General features: G+C 39.3%; 21 protein-coding genes. 13 read left to right on the top strand and 8 right to left on the bottom strand.

The genetic code is table 11. The features are described 5' to 3' along the window. Window positions 1-9: 9 nt before the first annotated feature. Window positions 10-2,004 carry an Ig-like domain-containing protein gene (locus tag UR08_RS08670; protein ID WP_115753261.1) on the bottom strand — a complete coding sequence of 665 codons (1,995 nt, stop codon included), beginning with the start codon at window positions 2,002-2,004 and terminating at the stop codon, window positions 10-12. Between the two features lie 812 nt (window positions 2,005-2,816). Between UR08_RS08670 and UR08_RS08665 the strand changes: the two genes are divergently transcribed. The 6 genes from UR08_RS08665 (at window position 2,817) to UR08_RS08640 (ending at window position 10,062) form a co-directional block, all read left to right on the top strand. After that, window positions 2,817-3,224 carry a hypothetical protein gene (locus UR08_RS08665; RefSeq protein ID WP_115753260.1) on the top strand — a complete coding sequence of 136 codons (408 nt, stop codon included), beginning with the start codon at window positions 2,817-2,819 and terminating at the stop codon, window positions 3,222-3,224. Further along, on the top strand, window positions 3,221-4,000 hold the full coding sequence (locus UR08_RS08660) for a WxL domain-containing protein (protein ID WP_240616059.1): 780 nt from the start codon (window positions 3,221-3,223) through the stop codon (window positions 3,998-4,000). The genes UR08_RS08665 and UR08_RS08660 overlap by 4 nt, the downstream gene beginning before the upstream one ends. Before the next feature lie 30 nt (window positions 4,001-4,030). Beyond that, window positions 4,031-4,810, top strand: coding sequence for a WxL domain-containing protein (locus UR08_RS08655; RefSeq protein WP_115753259.1), 780 nt, complete (start codon window positions 4,031-4,033; stop codon window positions 4,808-4,810). A gap of 80 nt (window positions 4,811-4,890) precedes the next feature. Beyond that, window positions 4,891-5,919, top strand: a complete 1,029-nt coding sequence (locus tag UR08_RS08650; protein WP_115753762.1) for a WxLIP family cell surface protein — start codon at window positions 4,891-4,893, stop codon at window positions 5,917-5,919. Then, entirely contained in the window at window positions 5,916-6,722 is an 807-nt protein-coding gene (locus tag UR08_RS08645) for a class A sortase (protein ID WP_115753258.1), read from the top strand. Before UR08_RS08650 ends, UR08_RS08645 begins: the two co-directional genes overlap by 4 nt. 112 nt (window positions 6,723-6,834) lie before the next feature. Further along, complete coding sequence (locus UR08_RS08640) at window positions 6,835-10,062, top strand: DUF11 domain-containing protein (protein WP_115753257.1); 3,228 nt, start codon at window positions 6,835-6,837, stop codon at window positions 10,060-10,062. An 86-nt stretch (window positions 10,063-10,148) separates the two neighbouring features. Here the strand turns inward: UR08_RS08640 and UR08_RS08635 are convergent, their stop codons facing one another. Then, window positions 10,149-11,669 (bottom strand): AMP-binding protein, encoded by a 1,521-nt coding sequence (locus UR08_RS08635; RefSeq protein ID WP_115753256.1) that lies wholly within the window; start codon window positions 11,667-11,669, stop codon window positions 10,149-10,151. Window positions 11,670-11,797: 128 nt separating this feature from the next. Here UR08_RS08635 and UR08_RS08630 point away from each other — a divergent pair, with 128 nt between their 5' ends. Then, complete coding sequence (locus UR08_RS08630) at window positions 11,798-12,223, top strand: SRPBCC domain-containing protein (protein WP_115753255.1); 426 nt, start codon at window positions 11,798-11,800, stop codon at window positions 12,221-12,223. A 75-nt stretch (window positions 12,224-12,298) separates the two neighbouring features. Here the strand turns inward: UR08_RS08630 and UR08_RS08625 are convergent, their stop codons facing one another. From UR08_RS08625 to UR08_RS08610, 4 genes are all read right to left on the bottom strand, one after another. Beyond that, window positions 12,299-13,060: an ABC transporter permease gene (locus UR08_RS08625; RefSeq protein WP_115753254.1), complete on the bottom strand. Its 762-nt coding sequence runs from the start codon at window positions 13,058-13,060 to the stop codon at window positions 12,299-12,301. Between the two features lie 2 nt (window positions 13,061-13,062). Continuing rightward, window positions 13,063-13,821, bottom strand: coding sequence for an ABC transporter ATP-binding protein (locus tag UR08_RS08620; RefSeq protein WP_115753253.1), 759 nt, complete (start codon window positions 13,819-13,821; stop codon window positions 13,063-13,065). Window position 13,822: 1 nt separating this feature from the next. Beyond that, the gene (locus UR08_RS08615) at window positions 13,823-14,164 is read right to left on the bottom strand and encodes a DUF1048 domain-containing protein (protein WP_115753252.1); all 342 of its coding nucleotides are present in this window, start codon (window positions 14,162-14,164) and stop codon (window positions 13,823-13,825) included. 191 nt (window positions 14,165-14,355) lie between these two features. Further along, window positions 14,356-15,774, bottom strand: a complete 1,419-nt coding sequence (locus UR08_RS08610; protein ID WP_115753251.1) for an MFS transporter — start codon at window positions 15,772-15,774, stop codon at window positions 14,356-14,358. Between the two features lie 151 nt (window positions 15,775-15,925). Here UR08_RS08610 and UR08_RS08605 point away from each other — a divergent pair, with 151 nt between their 5' ends. After that, window positions 15,926-16,111 (top strand): transcriptional regulator, encoded by a 186-nt coding sequence (locus tag UR08_RS08605; protein WP_115753250.1) that lies wholly within the window; start codon window positions 15,926-15,928, stop codon window positions 16,109-16,111. Between the two features lie 41 nt (window positions 16,112-16,152). Here the strand turns inward: UR08_RS08605 and pflB are convergent, their stop codons facing one another. Beyond that, on the bottom strand, window positions 16,153-18,435 hold the full coding sequence (gene pflB / locus UR08_RS08600) for a formate C-acetyltransferase (RefSeq protein WP_115753249.1): 2,283 nt from the start codon (window positions 18,433-18,435) through the stop codon (window positions 16,153-16,155). 1,017 nt (window positions 18,436-19,452) lie between these two features. Between pflB and UR08_RS08595 the strand changes: the two genes are divergently transcribed. The 5 genes from UR08_RS08595 to UR08_RS08575 all read left to right on the top strand — a co-directional run bounded on the left by UR08_RS08595 (window position 19,453) and on the right by UR08_RS08575 (window position 24,585). Then, entirely contained in the window at window positions 19,453-20,025 is a 573-nt protein-coding gene (locus UR08_RS08595) for a Crp/Fnr family transcriptional regulator (protein WP_205757234.1), read from the top strand. Between the two features lie 130 nt (window positions 20,026-20,155). Continuing rightward, window positions 20,156-20,638 carry a GNAT family N-acetyltransferase gene (locus tag UR08_RS08590; RefSeq protein ID WP_115753248.1) on the top strand — a complete coding sequence of 161 codons (483 nt, stop codon included), beginning with the start codon at window positions 20,156-20,158 and terminating at the stop codon, window positions 20,636-20,638. 143 nt (window positions 20,639-20,781) lie between these two features. Then, window positions 20,782-21,624 (top strand): STAS domain-containing protein, encoded by an 843-nt coding sequence (locus UR08_RS08585; RefSeq protein ID WP_115753247.1) that lies wholly within the window; start codon window positions 20,782-20,784, stop codon window positions 21,622-21,624. Window positions 21,625-21,779: 155 nt separating this feature from the next. Further along, on the top strand, window positions 21,780-23,021 hold the full coding sequence (locus tag UR08_RS08580; RefSeq protein ID WP_115753761.1) for an MDR family MFS transporter: 1,242 nt from the start codon (window positions 21,780-21,782) through the stop codon (window positions 23,019-23,021). Further along, entirely contained in the window at window positions 23,008-24,585 is a 1,578-nt protein-coding gene (locus UR08_RS08575) for an amidohydrolase (protein ID WP_115753246.1), read from the top strand. The genes UR08_RS08580 and UR08_RS08575 overlap by 14 nt, the downstream gene beginning before the upstream one ends. Window positions 24,586-24,732: 147 nt before the next feature. Here UR08_RS08575 and UR08_RS13120 read toward each other — a convergent pair whose 3' ends face one another. Further along, on the bottom strand, window positions 24,733-24,858 hold the full coding sequence (locus tag UR08_RS13120; RefSeq protein WP_240616058.1) for a putative holin-like toxin: 126 nt from the start codon (window positions 24,856-24,858) through the stop codon (window positions 24,733-24,735). Window positions 24,859-24,980: the final 122 nt, after the last annotated feature.

Genomic DNA, 24,980 nt, shown 5'->3' with positions numbered 1-24,980 from the left:
CGTTGTCTGTCACAACGAGCTTCTTTTTTTCTTGCGGATAGCAAGCATCAGGAAGGCAATCAAAACGAGTAGGCCCCCTAAAGCCACTTTTAAGGCCATTCCCTGGTCGCCTGTGCTCGGTAAAGTACTCACTCGGATGTGCTTCGAACTGCGGGTTCCTGGAGAAGTGAATGTCTTAGAATGAGGTTGAATTTCCTGTTTAAATGGAGCCGGAGCAAGTTTACGGTCGCTTTTAAGTTTCGCTTTCGTTTCGCTGTTTGCTATCGCCGTTACTTCGACAGGAACGCGGATGAGCGTGTGATTGCCAGCTCTATCCTCTAGTTTGATCGTAATGTCTTGCTTGCCTAACAGGTTTAAATCTGGTTCTGTTTGATAGGTGATTTCTAGATTTTCGGGCTCTATTCCGGCGTTATCATAAATATCCGTCAACATTTCGCGCGGGTCTTCTGGATAAACGGTTCCGCGTTCAAAGGTTTGCTTGACAGGCTTGGCTTCTGGTGGTGTTGTATCTTGAACGGTTTGACTTTCAGAAGCAGGGCTTTCGTTTCCTGCTGCATCTGTAGCCATGGCTGTATATTCTTGGTAAGGGACGAGAGGTTTGTTTTGAGTTGGAATCGAAACTGAAAAGTTCCCAGCTTTATCTGTCTTCGCACTAGCTACTTTTTCGTGATCTGCATCCAAAATGGCCACCGTAGAATCTGGTTCAGCTTGTCCGGTGAAGGCTTGGTCTTGGTCCTTTATCGAGCCAAGGACTGGCGCGTCCGGTGCGACCACATCTTGTACTGTTACGCGGGCTGTCGCGGTTTTGCCATGAATCCTGCTCGTTCCTTGAAGCACTTCTCCTGCACTGAAAAATGTATCTTCTGGCAGTTCGAGTTGAAAATCTCCGTTTTCATCTGCACGAACATGGTGAGATGCTGGTACTCGCGGATCATCGCTAGGTAATGCTGCTTCTGGCAAAGTGGTTCTGCTCTCAAAATGAACTAAAGCTTCTGGATAGGTACGCCCGGTGATAGTATGGCTGCGCTTATCTGATGGATCATCGACCAGTTGGTCAAGTTGAATGGCTGGATTCACTAAATCTAGCAAGCTTTGCGCTTTATTCAACTCTTTTTGATATTCGGCGCTCACATCAAGATTTACGATTAAATCTAAATCAATTTGATCTTGAACAGCATCTATATCCTGTTGATTAACGGAGGGACGAAGCTTTGTGTGTGTATCATCAGTGAATAACTGGCTGATGCCCAATTCAACTTCTGCGATTCCCTGATCTAAGTCGAGAACGGAGAAGTGGGTGAGTGACATACTAACGGTACCGTATGAATCTGTCATTAGTTTGACTGAAATGGTAATCTTGTCACCGGTTCCTATGAAAGTCGCGGTTTTTAACTGATCAAAGCGCGGATCTATTTTGCTAAATTCTGGCACCAGAGAATCACTTGAATTAATATCTTCAGTGTTTAAAACTTCTATATCTCCACGAGGACCAAATGGATAAGAACCCATTTGACCATTTTGCACATCTTGAGGAGAGTCTAGTAAAGGGCTGTAACTTCCTTGATAAGCAATTTGATAGCGATGCCCTTTAATCGTAGGAAGTGATTGGGCAATAGCTTTATTGCCACCAATGGCTCCTCCAAATAAGCTTCGAGAAGAAATGGTTGTCTTTTTAAAGGCATCTTCTTGCAGGAAAGAAACGGTTCCTACCATTAGTCCATTATGAGTGAAATTTCCGTTAGCATCTAAAACAGTTGGTGTCCAATTAATGGGGGTAGTAAAAGTTCCTGTATAAGCTTTCCAGTGGTCATAACCGAATTGAAGTTGATTGTGTCGTTCTATTCGTTTGGGGTCTGTCACTTGACTCGAAGTCCCATTCATTAACGGGTTTTGCTTGGTTAGGTGTTGGTTTGCTTCCGCAGCTGTTCCACTGGCTGCAGGAGCGATTATGCTGAGCAACAAAATAAAAATTGTTGGAAAAACGATAAAGTGTCTTTTGTTCAATATTAATTAATCCTCCTATTACAGATCTATCGTTACCTAATTAAAGTATACTGAGGATTTCATGTTTTTCATGTTCTTTAAGAAACAAAAGTAAATTAATTGTGTCTAAATTATGAACGAGTAAGAATTAGTGTGAAAAACATTGGTAATGGGGGCTTTGAATCTTGGTTATTAGGAAAATTCAAATTATTTTCAGCTGTGCTGGGATATGTTTTATATTTGCTTTAACGCTTTAAATTGAATTTTTTTACTTACTCCCGAGAGTAACTTTCCATATTACTGTTATTTTGTGAGAGTGATAGAAAAGCTCTATAAAAGTAAAAATTCTTAATATTCTCTTCGGTCGGCAAAAAAATGTCAATTATTCATAGAATGGTCACATAAAAAAGACGATACGTTTCCTGAGGAACTATTTAGCGTTTTTGTTTGTACTATAATTAATTCTGTTAGTCATTTTGGCAAACTATTTTATCATTCAATCAAGAGATGCCCTTGTTTATCCAATTGTTCAAGTTTTTATTCATATTTTGTTTGTATTCTGCGAGTGTAAAGCTTGAAAGTTAGCTGACAAACCATAAGAAAAATAGTTTGCGGCTTTTTCTATGCCTTTAGCGTGTTCTTTTATCAATATAATATCCAACTGAAAAGATGTTTGGGAAAGTGTTTACGCAAACAAGTTGGCGACATAAAAATATTGATTATTCCGTTAAAAACACAACTTATTAATGAAGAAAGTCGTTTTGGTGAGACTTGGAAACTTCAAATTAGTGAGAGAATCAGCTGTTTTAGCAACACTTAAGGAGGTGAAACACATGAAAAAAAGGGGAAAGAGGCTATGGCTAGCTGCTCTAGTTCTTGCGGGAATGTTTAGTTTAGCCCCGGAGGTTTCGGCTGAAAGTAGCGAAGCCTATCAAAGAAATTATGAAAGCAATGGAGAAATTGGTTTTTACGGGACCTACATCTATCCTGAAAAGGATGAACCAACTATTGATGTACCATCTAATTCTCAAGAGGTCGCACCCCAAGCTCATATGAGTAAGGGGAATTCTGAAAAGAATCATGACGTTACTGGGAGCCCCGCTGTTGGTGTAACAAAAATCCCACAAACTGGGGATAAAAGCCCGTTTGAATCATGGGTCTATAGCTTGTTATTTATGACAGGAGCTTTTATGTTCTGGTCTAAATATAAAACCAAACAATCAAAGGAGGAATTAGTGTGAAACTAGTCAAATGGACAATCGCACCTGTTGCTGCAATGAGCGTATTTGCCGCAACATCATTAACAGCATTTGCTGAAGAAAGTAGTATCAAAGAATATCAATCAAATGGGGTTGTCGAATTTATTCCAAACCCAGACCCAACAGATCCTGTTGATCCAAATAACCCAGATCCAAATAATCCGGTTATTCCGATTGATCCAACAGATCCAGATGGACCAAATCCAGGAACAGAAGGACCATTAAGTATTGATTATGCATCAAGTCTTGACTTCGGAGTAAACAAAATCACGAATAGTGATGAAACTTACTACGCAAAAGCGCAAGAACTTGATCGTGCTACAGATAGCTGGGTACCTAACTACGTACAAATTTCCGATCACCGTGGTACCAATGCTGGATGGACTTTAACAGTTAGTCAAGAAGGTCAATTTAAAAATGATGCAACACAAAATAAAGTATTAACGGGTTCAAAAATTGCTTTTACAGAACCACAAGCAGCAAGTAATGTCGAAGGCGTTACAGCTCCTGATGTAGTAGACATCGCATTAGATCCAGATGGAGCAGAATCTTTAGTTATGTCAGCAAAAGCAACTGCTGGTGCTGGAACTTGGGTAGATCGTTTTGGTCATGTTGAAGAAATGACTGACGACCAAGGAAACGCCGTTCAAAAAACAAAAGCAATTTCTTTGACTGTACCAGGTAAAACACCAAAAGATGCTGTGAAATACACGACGAAATTAACTTGGAAACTATCTGACGTACCAGGAAATAACTAATTTAAAACAAATAAAGGGGAGTTTATGAATATGAAAAAGAAATTAAACGTATTTGCAAATGCAGCAGTTGCATCCGCAGTTTTAGTAGGCGGAGTAGCAGTAGGTGGAGTAAATGTTTTCGCTGAAGAAGGCGCAGCAGATGAAGGAAATAAAGAATATCAATCAAACGCGATCGTAGAATTTGAACCATCCACAGATAAAACCGATCCAACCGATCCAAACGATCCAGATGGCAAACCAGTTGGACCAATTGACCCAACAGATCCAGATGGTCCTAAACCAGGCACAGATGGTCCGCTAAGTATTGACTATGCTTCTAGTCTAGATTTTGGTAAACAAAAAATCACTTCGGCAGATGAAGTTTATACAGCAAAAGCACAAAAATTTACTGAACTTGCAGATGGACCTAACTACGTTCAAGTAACAGACAACCGTGGAACAGAATCTGGTTGGACACTAAAAGTAAAACAAGAAGCTCAATTTAAAACGGCAGATGGTAAAGAATTAACTGGTGCAGCAATTACATTTACAAATGGAGTAGTAAATACAGTTTCTGAATCACCAAAACCATCCATCTTTGCAAATAAAGTAACTCTAGTACCAGGAACAGAAGCATCAATGCTGGCAGCAAAAGACGGTGAAGGTGCGGGTACACACGTGCTTGCATTTGGTAACAATGATACTGCTGCTGAAAGTATTAAATTAGCAGTTCCAGGTAAATCAACTAAATATGCTAAAAAATACAGTACACAACTAACTTGGACATTATCTGATACTCCAGGTGCAGACGCTGCAGAAGGTAACGAGTAAAAATAAAATGAAGAGGCTGTTTTGCTTATCAAGCAGCCTCCTTTCTATATATGTTGGAGAAAGAAAGGAAAGAAGAGGCAATGAAAAAATTTGGAATGTGGCTAGCTGTACTTCTGTTTGCTATGTTGATCCTTCCACAAAATGGACAGGCATCTAAATTTAATTTTGCAGTAGATACAGTGCTTCCAGATAATCAAATTGACAAGCAAAAGACCTACTTTAATTTAAAAATGAAGCCAAATCAGGAGCAAACGTTAACGATTAAGCTTCGTAATGATACCGATTCACCTGTAGTTATTAACCCTGAAATTCATTCTGCAACGACAAACCGAAATGGTGTTGTTGAATATGGGAAAAGTTCGGCAAAACGAGATTCAAGTTTATCTCATGAGATGAACGAATTAATCAAAGTTAAAAAAGAAATCACAGTTCCAGCTAAAGGAAGTTATAACTTGCTACTGGAAGTGAAGATGCCAGAAAAAGCTTATGACGGAATTCTTGCTGGTGGAATTACTCTGGAAGAAAAACAAACAAAGAAAAGCAAACAAGATAAGTCTGAAGGCCTTCAAATTGAAAATAAATACGCTTATGTGGTGGGCATTACTTTACAAGAAAACGACAGTAAAGTAAAGCAAGATCTTAAGCTTAAAAAAGTAGCACCAAATCAAGTAAATGCACGAAACGTGATTGAAGCAACTCTTCAAAACCCAACAGCTACGTATTTGAACCGTTTTGAAGTGGATGCTGTGATCACGAAAAAAGGAAAAGACGAAGCCTTATATAAATCTAAAAAAGAGGGTATGCAAGTAGCGCCTAACTCGCACTTTGCTTATCCAGTGCCACTAAACGGCGAGAAAATGAAACCTGGGAAATATACGCTTCATTTAAAGGCGAAGTCATCCAAAGAAAGCTGGAACTTTACGAAAGACTTTACAATTAAGCCTGAAGAAGCTGATAAATTCAATGCTAAAGATGTTTCCATCAAAGAACCGAATTATTTCTGGTGGTACGTAGCGGGCATCGCCTTCTTATTATTAGCTATTCTGTTAGGATTTATCTTGTGGCGTCGAAAGAAAAAACGTGAACAAGAGCAGGAAACGAACGATTGAGAAATAAGGGCTTATTTTGGCTATTTATTAGTTGTTTAGTCTTAGCACTTTACTTTTTATTAGCTCCATTCGCCAAAGATTATATCTGGCTTATAAAAAGCAATCCGACCTCCTCTGTTCAGCCATTGAAGCCATCAGCTTGGTCACCTTCACAAGAGGTCTATGAAAATATTCACCCTCCCAGTTTGGCGGCTGTTTTAAAGGCTAATCCACCCAAAGAAGGAGCATGGGGTCGAGTGATTGCACCTCAAGTAAAGATGGATGTGTCCATTTATCAGATGCCGACCCAGGCGAATTTATTAGTGGGAGCTGCGACTTTTTATCCAGATCAGGTTCTTGGAGAGGGGAATACAGTTTTACTTGGTCACCATGTACAAAATCCAACGAGCTTATTTTCGCCACTTACACGAATCAAGGAAAGGGCATCTATTTATCTGGAGACGGATTCGAAGCTGCAACGTTATCAAGTTATTACTAAAAAAGTTATTCCAGAAACAGACTTGACGATGATTCAGAAAAAGAAAGAACCATATCTGACATTAATCACTTGTGATACCTATAGAGCGACGACAAAACGCTTAATTATTCAGGCAAAGCTCGTGAAGGAAGTAGCTAAAGTAAATAAGAATAAGAATACTATGCAATGTGACTATGAAAAACAGATAAGAAACTTGGAGGCTCAGCATCAACAATTAGTGATGAAAAAAACAATGAGTTTCATTTTGTTTGGAATTTTACTTCTAGGTTCAGGGAGTGGTGTTTTTTTATACTGGAAAAAGATAGAGGAGCAAGAAGATAATTAAAATGGAGTTAATTTGGTAAGATAAAGAATTTTTTCTTTATCAAAAAACAATAGAGTTTTCTTGTTCTCAGGATTAAAGGAGTAGAAAAGTAATGAAAGTTGGTGAATAGTAATTGAAACAAAAGAAGAAAATTTTGAGCATGATTGTCTTACTTCTACTTGTTTTAAGTATGGGCATGCAAATAGTAAGAGCTAGCACACAAGTAGAAACTTCACAAGAATCGGTGACAAAGAATTCAAAGCAGCAACAAGAAAATCATCAGAAAGATGACTCGTTAACGGAAAAACAAACACATCAAGATCTTTTGAATAAGGATGCGCAAGCCAAATTGTTAGAGCAGTCGCCTAGAAAAAAAGATCAAACCAAACAACAGTCTAGTCTTCAACCTAAACTTGCTTTAGATGATAAGTATGAGTGGACTGAGAGTGTCAAAAATCCAAAAGGTGAGATCGAACAGCCTGATGGTAGTCAACTTGTTTTTGGATTTGATGGAGCAGGTATGGTAGACAAAGATACTTCGGCTATCGCATTTGGCAGACCCAATATATATGTGAAGACTACTGAGGGAGAAATGATTTCGCTGATACGTGGCAGCACAGCAAATAGTATATCGGGTTCATATTCATCGGGTTTAATATTTATTGAAAATGGGAAACTGTTCGACGACGCTTTACAATCAACTTCTTATAGAAAAAATTTGAAAGTAATGACTGCGGTAGACGAGAATGAACATCCAATCATTCGAGCAGATATGACGAGTACTTATGCAAAACATGATTGGGGAATTACTACAGTATTAAAAGCATCTGCGGATGGGCAAACTATTCAGCAAGAATTTTATTTAACTAATTTGGGTACAGAATTACAAATTGGTTTTGGTAAAAAAATCAATACTAATTTTTCTGATAAGCCAGTAGTATCTTTAGGAAATGGCGAAGGAATGTCTGTTTTGGATGGTAGAGGTCATAAATTTAATCAAGTTGTGAATGTAAAGGATGGTCCAGATAATTGGACTGTTAATAGTAACAATATTGCTTTTTTAAATAGTTTTACACCTAATGACTGGACAGGGACAGGTAATGAAACTGAGAATCTATCCAAGGATGAAGTAATTGCCGAAAAGATTAATGCTGACATAAAACTTAAATGGCAGCCTAGAACTGTCGGGGCGAATGAAACGACACATATTCGTTATGACATTAAATATGTAGCTCCAGAAAAAAGTATTGTGGATAAGATGTATGACTGGAAAGAAGTACAACAAAATCCTAAGGGAGAGGTATTACAGCCCAATGGTAACACTTTAGTTTTTGAATTTTCGACGACACAATATGAAGGTTCAATGATTAAAAATATTAATGCTTTTGGTAAACCAAATGTGTATTTAAGAACACCAGATGGAAAGAAAATTCAACATTTATATGATGCGACAGGAACGCTGAGAACTTCAAAAGGATTGCTGTTTTTAGATGGTACTGAAGTTATAAATGATAACTTGATGAATAATAGTTCAAGCACAAAAGATGTTAAAGTCATGACTGCTATAGATGAAAATGGCCATACAGTTATCCGAGCACATATGGCCAGTAGTGCTACTGGTCATGACTGGGGAATAGATGAAGTATTGAAGCCTTCTAGAGATGGTCAAAGTATTCAACATGAATATTACCTGACTAATCTAGGCGAGGCAGGAAAGATTGGTTTAGCTAGAGCTGTTGATACTCAGTTGAATAACAATGACAGAGTACCAATTCATGCTATTGGTGAAAACCGGGGAATGTATATTGAATCGGATGGCTACCGCCTCTATTATCGAACGAATATGAAAGATGGACCGGAAAACTGGAATGGTGATCAGTTTAATAATGATTTTTTGAGTAATTTTACACCTGCAGATTGGACTGGAGCAGGGAAAGAAGCGGAGAACCTTTCTAAAGGTGCTATTATTGCAGACCAAATTGATACTGGGCTTAAGCTGAAATGGTTACCTAGAGATCTTAAATTAGATGAAACAGCTCATTACCGCTATGATGTGGGTATAGTTTCTGCAGGTCAACCTGTACCTAGTTTAGAAAAAAATGTGGAAAATATTTCATCTGAAGATCAAACTGAAGCCAGACTCGGAGATAAATTACGATATACAATCAAGCTTTCAAATACAGGTGACGATGATTGGAATAATATTGAAGTGAAAGATGAACTACCGGACGCAGTTAGTACGCCTGAAAATATTGTGCTCATCCATGCAAATGGAGATGCTGAAAGTCTATTACTTCAAGATGTTTATAATGACAAAACACATACCCTAGATCTTACCAATCAGACATTAAAGTCAGAAAAAGAAATTTTACTAACTTTTGAAGGTAAGATAATTAATAATGATAAAAGAGAAATTATTAATGTTGCAAGTGGAGAAGGACAAGGGGCAGATGGGAAAAATTATACGGTATCAGACGTGGCACGTATGAAAGTTAAAGAAAGTTCTATTCCTCATGTGGAAAAGACTGTGAAAAATGTGAATGGTAGCGATGACTACTTGCCTGGGGATACGGTTGAGTATTCGCTTAAGGTAGGAAATGCGAATAAAAATACGGCGATTAGCTGGGATAATATTTCGCTGAAGGATGTTGTTCCAGAAGATGTAACAGTTGATCCAACTTCTTTCCACAAAACGTATACCAAAGCAGATGGAACAACAGAAGAAAGTGATTTAGCACAAGACACGGTTTGGCAAGAAAGTAGTCGACAATTGTTAGTTAAACAAGATGCGCTTAAAGGAACAGAAGATGTGGTTGTGACATTTAAAGCAAAAATCAAAAATAGCGTAGCCAATAAATTGGTTCAAAATACACTCGAAGTGATTTCGGATGAGTTTGATCCAATTACAGCAGATGCAAGCTTTAATGTTGCGGGTCAATTAGAATTCATTTCTGCGCCGAAAAACATTTCGTTTGGTAAGTTGCCGATCAAGAGTTTTAAACAGACTTATAAGCCAGAATTATGGGATGAAGCTTTACAAGTTAAGGATAATCGTTCACTAACGATTTCACCTAGATGGTCAATGCTTGTGAAACTTGAAAAACCTTTGACGGGTGCTAAAAGTACTGAGACGCTGACAAGTTTATATTATAAAGCTGATGGACAGGAACAAATGATTACAGACGAGGATGGAGCTCAAATTTATGAGCATACAACAACCGATTCGAATGCAGTCACGATTTCTGACCTTTGGGATGATGATACAGGCTTGCGTCTTGACGTACCAGCTGGTAAAGCGAAAAAAGATGTTTATTCGGGAACCTTAGTTTGGACTTTACAAGATGTACCAGGCACTGAGTAAACGTAATGTTAAACACAAACAAGAAAATAAAGTAAGAAAAAGGCAATTCATTGATGGAAAATCAATGGATTGCCTTTTTTGTTTGATCAAGCGTTCAATTCTTTCTCCATTTTTAAGCGCTGAACTTTCATGGTTGCAGTACGCGGAATGTCTTCGTAGGCCATGACAAGTGGCTCATTTAGTTGCGGCAAGTCGCTTAAGGCTTCAAACCAAGCTTCCCAGTCCATTTCTTCACCGCTAGCAACCGAGATGACCGGCTGTGGCGTACCATTTTTGCCACGAATGATAACCACTTCGTCCAAGAAACGGAGGGTGTCGAGAAGCTTGTCCTCGATGGCTAAGGTGCTTTCGATGTTTTCGACTAAATCGACTTGTCGGTCAAGCAAAAGCAAAGCGCCAGCTTCATTTTTCATGCCGTAGTCTCCGCTATCCCAGAAAGGACCATAAACGTTTTCATTAAAGCGTGCATCTTCTTTGTAATAGGTAAGGGCGCGCCCTTTTGAAAGCATTTGAATATTTCCTGGCGTGCCATTTGAGACGACTTCGCCTTCCTCTGAAACGATCCGAACGTCCGTCAAATCTTTCATGCCATAGCCCATGTTTCTTGCATCCAGTTTTTGTATGCTTTGTTTGGTGTGGAAGCGAAGAATCATTGGGCCGCACTCGCTTTGTCCGTAAACTTGCATGAAAACGGGGCGGCGTTCTTTCGAGCAGTTCAGGAAAACGGCCATGGTTTCTTTGTTGATCGCATCAAAAGTGGAATGGTAATAACGAACGCTTGCGAACACTTCTGGCTTTTTGCGCGCGAGGCTCACCCACTGAACGAAGTTATTTGGATGTGTTTCAACGATAGTCGGCTTATATGTCGTCATGATGTGTTCAATGTTTGCGTGATCGGGCTGAGCGATCGGGAACATCGGGAAGCCTTGTGACATCAAAGAGGAGATGCCGATGTTGAATCGGGAATGGACGGGTGAAATGTGGAATGCAGCTAATTGTTTTTCAGGAATCAGGCTTAACACATTACGCTGCCACTGCGTCCGGAAGCCCATCGAATGTGCGCTATGAGCAATGAGTTTTGGAATTCCCGTTGTCCCGGAAGTATGGGTCATATAAGAAATTTCATCAAGCGATAGGGTTTCCTGGGAAGCAAGATTCTCGGGTTTTGAAAGGGCAAGTTCTTCAGCTCGAATTAATTTTTCTGCGGGGATATTTTCAATATGATGCGCTTTTTCTGCTGTTTCTTGATCGAATAAAATATAAGGAAAGTCGAGCCGCTCAGCAAGCACATTCATTGTTTCGACAGGAAGGTGATAGGAAATCATCGCTGGAACTGCTCCGAGATAGGAAGCGGCAACGGCTAACAAATAAGTGTCAAACTTGGGAGATTTATAGATGATGATTTTATCACGTTTCTTGATGCCGCATTCTTGAAGCAGGCTTGCTTTCTGGATGATCGCTTGTTCGCAAGCTTTGTAAGTGGTTTCAAGTTTGAGTTCTGGAAAAATAGCAAGCGGTTCGTCGAAGTAAATCGGAACTTCAGGGAAACGCTCGGCGGATGCTTGGAAATTGGAATACAAATTTAACGGTTCATATGGATTTCGCATAAAAAATCTCCTTTTTTATTGATTCATTGTTATTATAACATGTTCAACATTTCACTTGTATGAAAATTTGGCTTTTCTCGAGGAAAATTGATAAAGTAAAGCTATTCAATGGAAAAGAGGTGGCTAAAATGCGAACAAAGGTAAGCTTATTAATTCGTAAACCGGTGAACAAGGTATTTGAAGCCTTCATTAATCCGGAAATCACCACTAGGTTTTGGTTCTCGAAAAGTTCTGGTAAGCTCGTTCAAGGTCAAAAAGTGACTTGGGAGTGGGAAATATACGGGGTTACAGATGAAGTTTATGTTCAGGAAATTGTCCCGAATGAGCGAATTCACATTCAAGCGAAAAATCTGCAAGAAACAATTTTTCGATTTACGCCATTTTCTGAAACGGAGACGGTTGTTGAGATTGATAACGGTGAGTTTGAAACACTAGAAGAAATTATCGACACAACGGAAGGCTACACGCTTGTGCTGAGCGGCTTGAAGGCGGTTTTAGAGCACGATTTGAACCTGCATTTGATAGAAGATAAGCACCCGGATGCTCGAGTTTAGCGGCAAAAAATAAAAATTCAGGCAAATCCGCTTAGGAAAGGAAGCGCCTGAATTTTTTATACGGACTACGTTGGGCTATTTCATTTTGGTTCTATACGCTTTAAGAGAAAGCAGGTAGAACAAAATCGCAATGCCAGTTAACCAAATTAGCGAGGTGAGGATGGCGTGAGAGTCTGGCATTCCTGCAAAAAGCGAACGAATCGCATTCGCAATTTGAGTCATCGGCTGATGGTCTGCAAAGCTTTGAAGAACTTTCCCCATGCCGTCTGTTGGAACGAAAGCCGAGCTCACAAACATCAAGCCAATCAAGATGTAGCTGAAAACGCTAGCGCCTTCATAGGACTTCGAAACGAGCCCCGCGAGAACGGCAATCCAAGTAAAGGCGAATACGGCAAGGATAAGAAGCAAAGCGGCAAGTAGCCATTCTGCAAGATTTGCATCGGGACGAAAGCCCATCAAAAGAGAAATGAGCATTACGGCCACAACGGAAAACAAATTCAAGAGAAGCGTTGCGATGACGTGACCGCTTAAGATGGAAGATTTGGCGATGGGCATCGAATGAAAGCGTTCAAAGATGCCTTTTGTAATGTCTGTATTCACACGAACAGCAGTATAAGAAATCCCCATCCCGATGGTCATGAGAAGAACGCCAGGGACAATAAAGTTTACGTAATCGGCTTTTGGCATCGTCATCGCGCTTCCAAAGATATAGACAAAAGCAAGCATCATCATGATGGGCATCAAAATGGTCGTAATGATCGTGTCGATACTGCGTAGTGAGTGTTTGATTACACGTCCGCTCATGGTCCAAGTATCACTTAAAAAATGTTGGCGCATGACTATTCTCCTTTCTTTCCAGTCACAGCAAGAAAGATTTCTTCCAGTGATGGTTGTTTTTCGACATATTCGATTTGCTTCGCGGGTAAAATGGCCTTTAATTCATCTAGTGTGCCTTGAACAATGATTTGACCTTCATGAAGAATGGCAATTTGATCCGCTAAGGCTTCGGCTTCTTCCAAATATTGAGTCGTAAGAAAAATCGTGATGCCTGAAGCAGCCATTTTTTTGATGGTATCCCAGAGCGCTAAACGAGCTTCTGGATCGAGTCCGACGGAAGGCTCATCTAAAAAGACAAGTTCTGGGGAGCCTAACATCGTCATCGCAAGGTCCAAACGGCGTTTCATTCCGCCAGAATAAGTGGCGAGAGGCTTATCTCCAGCTTCTTCTAAATCAAATTGTTTTAAGCTTGCTGCTGTGATCGCTTTTCGGTCAGGTAAGTGGCGAAGTTTGGCAACGAGGTCTAAATTTTCGCGTCCTGTTAAAATTTCATCCACTGCGATATTTTGTCCAGTCAAACTGATTTTTTCACGAACTTGTTCAGGCGAATGCGCCACATCTATTCCACAAACTTCTGCTTTTCCTTCATTCGCTTGAATGAGCGTAGTCAGGATTTTAATTATAGTTGTTTTCCCTGCTCCATTTGAACCAAGCAAGGCAAAGACACTACCACGCTTAACTTCAAAGTTTACACCATTTAAAACTGTATGCTGCTTATAGGCTTTTTTGAGACCATGAACAGAAACGGCAAGTGCAGTCATTTTATTTTCCTCCTAACTTTTTCAAAATACTTTCGTTTAACGTTTTGCGTAAATCATCCGTGTAAGTTCGGCAATTTGCTAAAAGTTCATCACAAAATGCAGCCACATTTGTTCCGGCGAATTCCAAAACAGGTTTTCCTTCTAGCACGCCAGCTTCAAACAAATCAATCAGCTCATATTGAACTTTTAACCTGTCGTACCCGTTTCCTTTTGCGAAATTCCACATGTAATGTTGAATTTTGTCATAAACGAACTGATAGTCTTCTGGAAGCTGCTTTACGCGATCCATCATTTCTCGATATTCTTTTTTATTATCAACCATTCTTTTTAGTAAGTTCCACATGAATAGTCCTCCTCGATCATTTTTATTTCACATATGTAGTAATACTTAGTAGTGAAGGGAAGAAAAAAGTTTAAAGCTGTATTTAAACTTTCTTTTTCTGCTATTCAGTAATGCTTATTACCGGTACATCGTAACACTTAATAGTGAGGTTGTCAATAAAAAAGGAAAATAATTTTAGTATTATTTTCCTTTTAAGCTTCATTTTTTTTAGGTAGCTTGAAAACAAGTAACAAGCAGATAAGGAGTAAAAATAAATTAATGTAGATACTCATTTGTAAACTAAATGAATACTTTTCTGCTACATTGTGTAGCGAAGTTTCACTTAACGACCGAAAATAAATTGAACCGACGATGGCAATTCCAAATGAAGAGCCAACACGCTGTGCAGTATTGAAGATACCACTTGCTCCGCCTCGATCGCTTCCCGACACAGTTGCAAGCGTGAAGCTATTTAGTGGTGAAATAATGAGCCCACTGCCAAGCCCGGCAAGGAAAAGTGGAAAAACGGTAAGCCAAGGCGAAAATGCCCCGCCTTTCAAATGGAAAATGAAAGATGTGGTGGCAAGTCCGGTCATCACGAAAACGAGGCCAATAATCAGTAGTTTCCTGCCCAGCTTTTGCATGAAACGATTACTGTTTGCAGCTGCAAGCATACTTCCAAGTGCAAATGGACTAACGGCAAGGCCAGAGACGATAGCTGAACGACCAAAACCGGATTGCCAGGTGAGCGAGAAGATAAAAAAGATGCTCGTGAAAGCAGCGAAATAAACGAGTGAAAGAATTATGCCAGAAGTAAAGGCTTTGTTTTTTAATAAAGTTGGTGAGATAAGCGGTTGTTTGCCTTTTTTTGTCACATGGATACTATAAGAATATAAGCTAATTAAAATCGGAATTGAAATCAGCATGAAAAGAATATCTTGCCACTTAAATCCTTCTGAGCCATTAGAAATGACAGGATAAAGTAAAAAAAGTAAGCCTACGGTAAGCAAAAATACACTCAAAAAATCAAACGATACTTTTTTACTAGCTTTATCACGTTTTGGCAAGAAAAGAGCTGCAAGAATTAAAGTCACGATGACAAAGGGAACATTGACGAAAAAGACGAAACGCCAACCGTTTTCTGTCCCAAATAATTGGATTAATAAACCACCAGTAAAAGGGCCAATCGCAGTAGCAACACCGATAACAGAGCCAAGAACTCCGAAAGCTTGTCCGAGCTTATCTCCTTTAAAAATATCCATCATCATAGCATTAATTTGTGGGAAAAATAAACCAGCAGAAAGTCCTTGGATAATACGAGAAAGAATTAAGCTTGTTTCTGACTGAGCAAATCCAGCCGTGATACTCATCAATAAAAAAAGTGAAATTCCAAGTATATACAGGTTTTTACGGCCAAACTTGTCACCAAGCCGTCCGGCGAGTATTAAAATCAGCCCGAAGGCGAGTGCATAACCAGAAACGACCCATTCAATAGAAGCACTTGATGCATGAAGCGCTTTCGTAATGTCAGGCAAAGCCACGTTAACGACCGTCGTGTCAAGTAGTGAAATAAAAGCGCCAAGCATAATTGAAATAAGTGCAAGCCGCTCAGTATGAAATTTTTTTGTCATGAAAATCACCTCTAATGCCTAAATAGTAAGCTTAAAAAAAGAGTAGGTCAAGCAGGAACTAGGGGTTTTGCTTCATCACTTGTTTGGGTTTTTAAAATATATCTTACTTTTGTAAAATAATATTTTAAAACAGATACAAGAGGTGACCTTGATGAAAAGAGGTTTTGGTACTTCAAAGCATAACAAGGCTTATGGATTTCGCGTTTTAGCGAGACTATCGCAACAAGAATTGACGGGCAAGGTGGGTATATCCAAACAAACGATTTTTGTTATGGAAAAAAGGAATTATGTGTCTACTTTGCTGCTTGCAGATTCAGTACAAAAAAGAGGCTCCTGAAATCATACGATTTCAGGAGCCTCTTTAGCTAGTTTGAAATATTAACCTACTAATTTTTCGTGGAACATTCTTTGGCAAAGTTCCATTTTTTGTTCTTCATTTAAATCTTTTGTATTCAAGCAGTAACCGCTGATACGAAGGATAACGGGGATACCCGCTTTGATTTTTTCAACGACTTCTTCATGGTTTAACACGTTTAAGTTGATGTGTTGTCCACCTTTTTCGAAGTAGCCATCTAAGATTCCGACAAGGTTTGCATGTTGTTCTTCAAATGTTTTACCAAACATTTTCGGTGCCCCTTGGATTGTTAGCGAGATGCCGTCATTTGCATAATGGAACGGAATCTTTGTAAGGCTTGCAAGGTTATCAAGGAAGCCGCCTTTCGCTTTATTTGACGGATTTGCACCTGGGCTAAAGAATTCAGGTTCTTTGATCATTTTGTCGTTTTCATCAAAGACTGGACCACGGTGAACTGGAGAGTTCCCACATTGTTTCGAGTAAGCCACGTTAGAAGTGATTGTAAGAATCGAAACAGTTGCTTCACTGTCTTTATAAAGTTTGTGTGAATCCAATTTTTCTTTAAACATTTTAAGCACCATGACAGCAATTTCATCAGCACGGTCATCATTTTCACCATAACGAGGGAAGTCGCCTTCTACTTCATAGTCATAAACAAAGCCGTCTTCATCACGAATCGTTTTTACTTTCGCGTATTTAATCGCACTTAAGCTATCTACAACGTTAGCGAATCCACAAATTCCGAATCCCATGTTTGCTGTAACTTTTGTTGGTAAGAAAGCCATTTGCATGCTTTCATAGTTGTATCTATCAGTCATATAGTGAATGATGTTCATAGCATCTACATAAGTGTCTGTGAGCCAGTCCATAGAAACATCAAATTTCGAAAGCACTTCATCGTATTCAAGATATTCAGAAGTAATCGGTTCAACAACATCAAAGACGCGGTCTTCTTTGTGAAGATCATCTCTTCCGCCATTGATTGCCCCAAGCAAGCATTTAAGCACGTTGACACGAGCGCCGAAATATTGAAGGTTATGTGTTTCGCCTTTATCTTTGTCTGCTTCAGGGTTTAGTGGGCTTACGCAACAAGAAATACATTGCATATCGCCGTAGCCTTCTTCTTGCATTAGTTTATCATTTTCATATTGAATGGATGAATGTTTAACACTCATCTTCATGCAGTAATTTTTGAATGTTTCAGGAAGACGAGCATCCCAAAGTACAGTCAGGTTTGGCTCTGCCGAGTTCCCAAGATTATCTAGACAATGTAAGAAACGGAAATCTGTTTTAGTCACACGGTGACGACCATCTGCCCCCATACCAGCCATCGAAGTTGTAACGAATGTTGGGTTAGAAGCATAAAGCTCGTTGTATCCGTTTGTACGTGCAAAGCGTACCATACGAAGTTTAAGTGTAAGTTGTTCGATTAACTCTTGTGCATCAAGCTCAGTAATGATGCCACGTTCTAAATCACGTTGGATGTAAATATCTAAGAAGATAGGAATACGACCGAATGAGCTTGCAGCCCCATTTGCTTGTTTGATTGAAGCAAGGTACCCCATGTAAGTCCACTGAACAGCTTCATGTGCATTTTCAGCAGGACGACCAAGTTCAAGTCCGTATTCATTTCCAAGTGTAATTAAGTCTTTTAATGCTTTGATTTGCATATAAACTTCTTCACGCAAACGGATGTTTTCATCAGAAGTGACTGGAATTTGTTTTAAATCATTTTGTTTTTCAGCGATTAAACGATCAACACCGTAAAGTGCTGGTTTTTGATAAAGTCCGATAATTCTTCCACGAGAATAAGCATCTGGCAAACCGCTTACAATATGAGAGTGACGAGCACGTTTAATGTCGTTTGTATATGCGCGGAAAATACCATCATTAGCAGTTGGACGATTATTTACGAAAAAGTCATGTGTCGCTTTGTCCACTTCATAACCATTTTCAATGAGACATTGCTCAGCTGTACGAAGGCCACCATTTGGCATGAAAGCAAGTTTGAAGGGTTTGTCTGTTTGTAAACCTACAACGACTTCCAAATCTTTGTCTACATAACCAGAAGTGTGAGAAGCAACGTTTGATACGATTTTGTTATCCATATCAAGTACGCCACCTTTGGCATCCATTTCAGCAACTAAATCATTGATTTTGTCGTTTAAAGCAGTAGTACGAGGTGTGCTATCTTCTAAAAAGCTTTCATCCCCATCATAAGGCGTGTAGTTGTCTTGAACAAATTGGCCAACATTGACAGTTTCTTGCCAAGCTGTACCATTAAATCCTTCCCATGCTTTAGTCATAGTGTTTTTCCTCCTAAGTTTCCTATTTTTATTTGTTAAATTTTTAACGTGATAGAATGAACAATATTACTTTTCACTAAGATCATAACCTATTGTGAAAGCGAAAACAATATGAAAAAACAAAAAAAAGATAAAATCTTTTATATAACGAAAGTAACAGATTTTAGGGTGTAATAACACAGTTTTAATTTATTAAAAGGATTAAAAATATCTCATAGGCTTTACTTGCCTAACAAATGTTCATTTATCAAAACTAATCAGCTAGTTTCGTTTTGCACCCATTTTGGACTTATTGACTATAATTCTATATGAAAGTATTTTGTTGTGCTCGAAAAATGCCATTGTAATTCGAAATATGTTTTTTATTTCACAAGGAGGTTTTTTTTTGTTAAAATCAATTTAGAAAGAAAAAATTGAGAAATTGTCAAAAAATGGACACATTTTAGGCTCAAATTTCGTAGTATTGTCAATTTTTTATGACACACTTTATGATAAAATAAAGTTAATGTTACATGACACGCTGTTAATTGTGGTTCGTATTTGCTTCACCAGGCATCTGTACGACTTGCAAATTAACAGAAGTCACTCTATCCCATTAAGACCAGATGCTCCCATCAAAGCTTCTGGTCTTTTTTTAGATACAAACAGATCCACTTGTATCTAAAAATTCGAAAGAAGTATTGACTTGAAAAATAGGTTCGTAGGAAATAAAAGCCTTGAGGTAAATAGGTACTTTTAGAAAAGGTGTTTGTTATTGTACACAATGTTAGATACTTGACTAATATTTATAATAAGTTTAAAAAGGCTTGGTTTAAGCTTCATTTATTGCATATATACAAAAAAACCATACGAAAATCTCTGTTTTGGAGGAAATTGTAAAATTTTTGTCACATATTACGCGATATTTTATCTTTTAGGATAAAGAGCAAGTAAAAAAACTCGATATAATAGATATAGGTTGAAAAAGTTATCGTTAACAATTGTGGGTATCTATTATGAAGTCCTAAAGGAGGAAAAATGATGTATGTATCAAAGAAAAACGTTTTATCTTTTTCTGGAAACAAGGAAATTAATGAAGCGGGATTATTTTTAGTGGTAGATGGACATATTATGCAGGAATCAAATGGGACGCTTATTAAAGTTTTGAAGCAAGGTAGCGTCTTTCACATTGATCCTGTAAAGGAATCTTTTTTTCAATACTTTTCTCGAGGCAAGTGTTTTTTGCTTGAAATAGAAGATGAAAAATATTTAGAGGAAATCACAGAAAAAAATATTCATCGCTTGGCCGGTGCGCTTGAAAGGTATCGTCTTCCAGCAAGGCAGCGTGTCGAAGCTTTGATTTATCAAATTGCTTTAGATGTTGGTGTGGAAAGTGAAGATGAGATTTATATTCCAGTATCTTGTAATCAATCAGAACTTGCGCGTTACAGTAACGTGAGCCGTGAATATTTTGTTAAAATTAAGAACGATTTATTAATGGAAAACATGATTTCCATTCGTAGCCGCAACTGGGTTTTACTTGAAAAAAGTAACTGGGCAAAGCGGCCGAATTGCACGCCACTTGAAGAATCTGCAGGAGTGGAAGTTTAATTTCAAAAATCAGCTTTTAAACATTTAAAAGCTGATTTTTTTTGCTATTTTTTTCTTGATTTTATATTGACAGTTAAATAGCAAAATGAGATTATAGAAAGACTTCGCGTAAAAGAAAGTGGGGAATAAAGTGCAAATCAAAAGTTACGAAGAGAAATATCGTGATCAGCTGATAAAACTGGTTTTAGGGGTTCAACAAGATGAGTTTGGTGTAGCCATTACGTTAGATGATCAGCCAGATTTGAAGGACATTTCAAATCATTATATGAACGGATTAGGTCATTTCTGGGTGGCTGTTCAGGATGATAAAGTGGTCGGAACAATAGGCGTTTTATTTTTGGAGAATGGCAATGTTGCAATCCGCAAGCTCTTTACAGATGCCGAATATCGAGGAAAGGAATACCAGACTGGTCAAAAATTATTGGATACGCTTGAAGCGTTTTGTATAGAAAATGGAAAGAAGTCGATTTATCTTGGAACAACAGATAAATTTAAAGCAGCTCATCGATTTTACGAGAAGAATGCTTATGATGAGATTAATAAAACTGATTTACCAGTAGATTTCCATGTTCTTGCGGTAGATTCAAAGTTTTATCAAAAAAATATAGTTTGAATCATGAAGATTGTAAATCAAGAAATATCTTATTTACAATCTTTTTCTGATAGGAATTATTATTTGTGATTTTTTTTACAAAGTTATCACTTTAAGCTATACTGGTTTTTGCAAGGAGGAAATAGAAGGAAAGGGAGAGACCATTGTACGAACGAAAAGAATTATATGATTTTTTTATGGAACGGACAAGTGAGCTTACGGAAGATTGGTATAACAAGATGGATCACAACAATTTGCATGGGGTTTACGCATCAAATGATGAGGAAGTTATCGGCCGGCTTAAACAGCAAAATTATCAGTTTCATCTATTGTTTTGTCGCTTGTTTCTTGAAAAAGATGAAGACTTTGGGGCGCTTTTTGAAAATTGGTTGGGGGAACTTGGGAGCGACATCGAACATCTTTTGACGCCAATATATGAAATCATTGAACAATTTTTTCGCGTGGAAGATCAGTATCTAGAGTTGATCGAAAAATTTTATGCAGAGAGCGAGGGCGACACGGCAAACGAAGAAGTCAACTACTGGAGTCGAGAAATTACGAAGCGGCTTGGGGAAATTGTTATTCGTTTTGTTCGGGAGAACGCTTTACAGACGGAACTTAAGTTAAATGCACACAAGGAAACGATTTTAAAACTGAGCTGTCCTGTCATTCCGCTGATGAGGCACTCAGCTTTGCTTCCGGTGATTGGAGATATTGATGAGACGCGTGCTAAGGTGATTTTGCAGCACACGCTTGATGAATGTACAAAGAAAAAATTTGATCACTTATTTATTGATTTATCCGGGGTTGCCACCTTAGACAAAATAGCTGTAGATGAATTGAAAGAATTAATAGGTGCTTTGAAATTAATAGGAGTCGTTTGCACGCTTTCTGGCGTTAGGCCAAAAGTGGCGCAAGCTGTTGTTGAACATGGATTTGAGTTTGATACAGTTCATGTGGAACGTGTACTGAGCACGGCAATTGAAACGAAATTTACGACTGTATAATTCGAGTAGAAAATAGGAATTGAGCGGTGGGATTCTTGGAAAGTCAGTTTTTGAAGAGTACTAAGCTTTTTCCTGTTTTTCTGCTCTTTTTTGTTTGGAAACTTTGTGATATGCTTGTTCAGGTGAACTTAACGAGGTGGAAGGAAGGAAAAAATGTGACAAAACTTTTACCACGCGATTTATGGATTGTGATTGTGGGCATGGTTCTTTTATATACCGGCTTATCGTTTATTTGGCCGTTTAATATGGTTTATATGACTGGCGAGCTTGGCATGTCAGGAACGGATGCCTCACTGGTCCTTTTAGTGAATTCTTTTGTGGGTATTATTTCAAGCATTATTGGAGGATTGATTTTTGATCGCTTTTCAGGCTACATCTCACTTTGGATTGGAACGGTGATTCTCGTTATTGGGACACTTAGTTTAAGCTTGTTCCACGGATATCCAACTTTTATTTGGAATTTATGGCTTGTTGGTTTTGCGATGGGGATGGTTTTTTCAGGCTTATATGCTGCGGCAGGTCTCACGCACCCAGCAGGGGGAAGAACGGGGTTTAATGCGATTTATGTGGCGCAAAATATTGGCGTTGCGGTTGGTCCGTTTTTGGCGGGCTTACTTAGTGGATTTGGAATGGGGAAAGTCTACTTAGGAGCGTTTTTGTTTGCGATATTTTATGCGGTTTTCTTTTTTGTTTTCTTTCGTAAAATTGATTGGAAATCGGAACATATCGGAAGCGAAACGAAGCATCGTAAACGCGGCATGAAGCGTTCGCGTCCCACTTTGGTTGGTCTTTTTTCGATGATTCTTTTGCTCGCTACTTATTTATTTTGTCAGTTGCCGCACGTTCAGTGGCAATCCAATTTATCTACTTATATGACAAGTGATGTGGGGATTTCAACGGCGGAATACGGCAAGCTTTGGAGCTTAAATGGCGCGCTTATTGTTCTAGGACAGTTTGTTTTAATTCCAATTGTGGCGCGCTTTAAACGACATTTACATGCCCAAATTTATATCGGTATTTTACTGTTCGCGTTATCGTTTATTGTGGCGATGCACGCGAACGCTTATAGCGGCTTTGTGCTCGGGATGATTTTTCTGACGCTCGGCGAAATGTTTGCATGGCCGGCGGTTCCGACGATCGCTTATCAGCTTGCCCCGAAAGGAAGCGCGGGTCTTTATCAAGGCCTCGTGAATGGGATGGCGACGGCAGCGCGGATGCTAGCACCGTTTTTAGGAGCGGTTGTTGTGGAAAACTTTGGCGGGATTACAGCCCTTTTTGTGGGCATCTTTATTTTGCTCGGGATGGCTGTTTTATCCACCATTTTACAAAGGAGTTTGCAAATTCGAGACAAACGAAACAAAGCTTTGAAAGGGGAAGAGCTTAGTGAAAATCTATGAGAATGCCAAATTTTATACGATGCAACGAGAAGGCGATTTTGTTCGGAATGTTTTCGTTCAGGATGGTGTGATTCAGACGCTCGATGTGGATCCAGAGGCGTATCCAGATGCGGAACGGGTAGATTTGGATGGGAAGACGGTTTTCCCTGGTTTCGTGGATTCACATATTCATTTATTGTGGTACGGGCAGGCGCTTGACCGGCTGAATTTAAGTGAAACAACATCCAAGCGGGAAGCGTTAGAACTCATTCGGCGTCGGGTTGCTGATCTTGAAGCCGAAGCTTGGCTGTTTGTGGAAGGCTATGATGAAAATAAGTGGAGCGATGATGCGACACTCCTAACTCGGTGGGATTTAGATGGAGTAAGCGAAACCCATCCGATTCTTGTACGACGCATTGACTATCACAGTGTAAGCGTAAATTCGGCGCTGATTGATGCGGCTAAACTGGTGCGGCAGGAAGTGAGTGGTGGCGAGATGGTTCTGGATGAATCTGGCGTGTTTACGGGGATTTTGAGAGACAATGCGACTTATCTTGCAACGGATCGCTTTCCGGTTCCGACAAATGAAGCGATTAGTGCTTGGCTGAAACTTGCGGTGCGGGATTTATGGGAAAAAGGCGTGACTGGTGCGCACTCGGAAGATTTGCATTATTTTAATGGCTTCGAAGGGACGCTTCAGGCTTTTCGTGATACGCTTTCGGAGGATTTTCCTTTTAGAGCGCAACTTTTGATTCACAATGCGGAGTTCGATGTATTTGAAGATTCAGATGAGCGATTCATGGATGGTGATTCTTTTGTTGAACTCGATAGCATGAAAATTTTTTATGATGGAACGGTGGGTTCTAGAACGGCATACATGTCGGCGGGCTATCATGATAATCCAGAGGAACATGGTTTAAAGATTCAAACGGATGAAGAATTCGAGAAATTGGTTAAGCGTGCGCGTAAAGCTGGGCTGCCAGTTGCGATTCATATTTTAGGCGATGCTGCTTTTCGAGATGTGATTCGGATGCTAAAAAAGTATCCACCAAAAGCCGGGCAGCATGATCGCATGATTCATACGCCTTGGCTGACAGATGAGCTGATCGAGGAAGCAAAAGGCATGCCGCTTTTGTTTGATATTCAACCGCAGTTTCTTTCGAGTGATCTGCCCTGGGCGCTTGATGTGCTTGGCGAAAATCATCCACCTCGTGCGTTTGCATGGAAAACCCTGCTTGAAAATGGCTTTGAATTAGCTGGGGGAAGTGATGCACCGATTGAAATTCCGAACCCGCTTTATGGTATTCATGCCGCGGTGCTGCGGACTGCTAATAGTGATTTAACCGGAAAACGCTACTTTGAAACTGAAGCACTAAGTGTTTACGAAGCGATCGAGCTCTATACGACAGGAAGCGCAAAGGCTAGCTATAAACCGGATTCGCGTGGTAAATTAGCACCAGGTTTTGCGGCGGATTTTACAGTGCTTGAAGCAGATCCATTTGAAATCGCAAGAGAAAATTTGCGTTCTATTAAAGTCGCAAAGACCATCGTCAACGACCGCGAAGTTTATCCAAACGAAGGGTAACTTAGAGAGTTGACGAGGAGAGAAGAAGCTGTTAATATTTGAGTGGAAAGAGAGCTGTGGGGGACACAGCTCTCTTGCGAAGCACCATTTAAGATGGCGGCTAAACTTAGTTGGATAACCTACCAAGCTTGCTCGGCTTATGGTAGGTTATTTTTTATGGGCATTTCTGTCACGAATAAGTAGCACAAGTGTCGCAAATGCGATCATGAGTGCTAGCGCTTCATAAACAGACATTGAGATGCCCTTTCTAGGGAGCATGCAAAGAAAAACCATAAGGCATCCCCCTCTTGTAATAAAGTTATGTTTTTATCAAGAAAAAAATTTGTAAGGCTAGAAAATAAAAAAGAAAGCCAGAAAGCAGATAAAATGGCTTGAAAAAAGTTTGTATTTATCTG

It is taken from the genome of Listeria kieliensis, from assembly GCF_003369925.1.
In the GTDB taxonomy this organism is placed as follows: Bacteria; Bacillota; Bacilli; order Lactobacillales; family Listeriaceae; genus Listeria; species Listeria kieliensis_A.
Note: the sequence above shows the minus strand (reverse complement) of the source record. Positions and strands in the feature narration are given on the sequence as shown.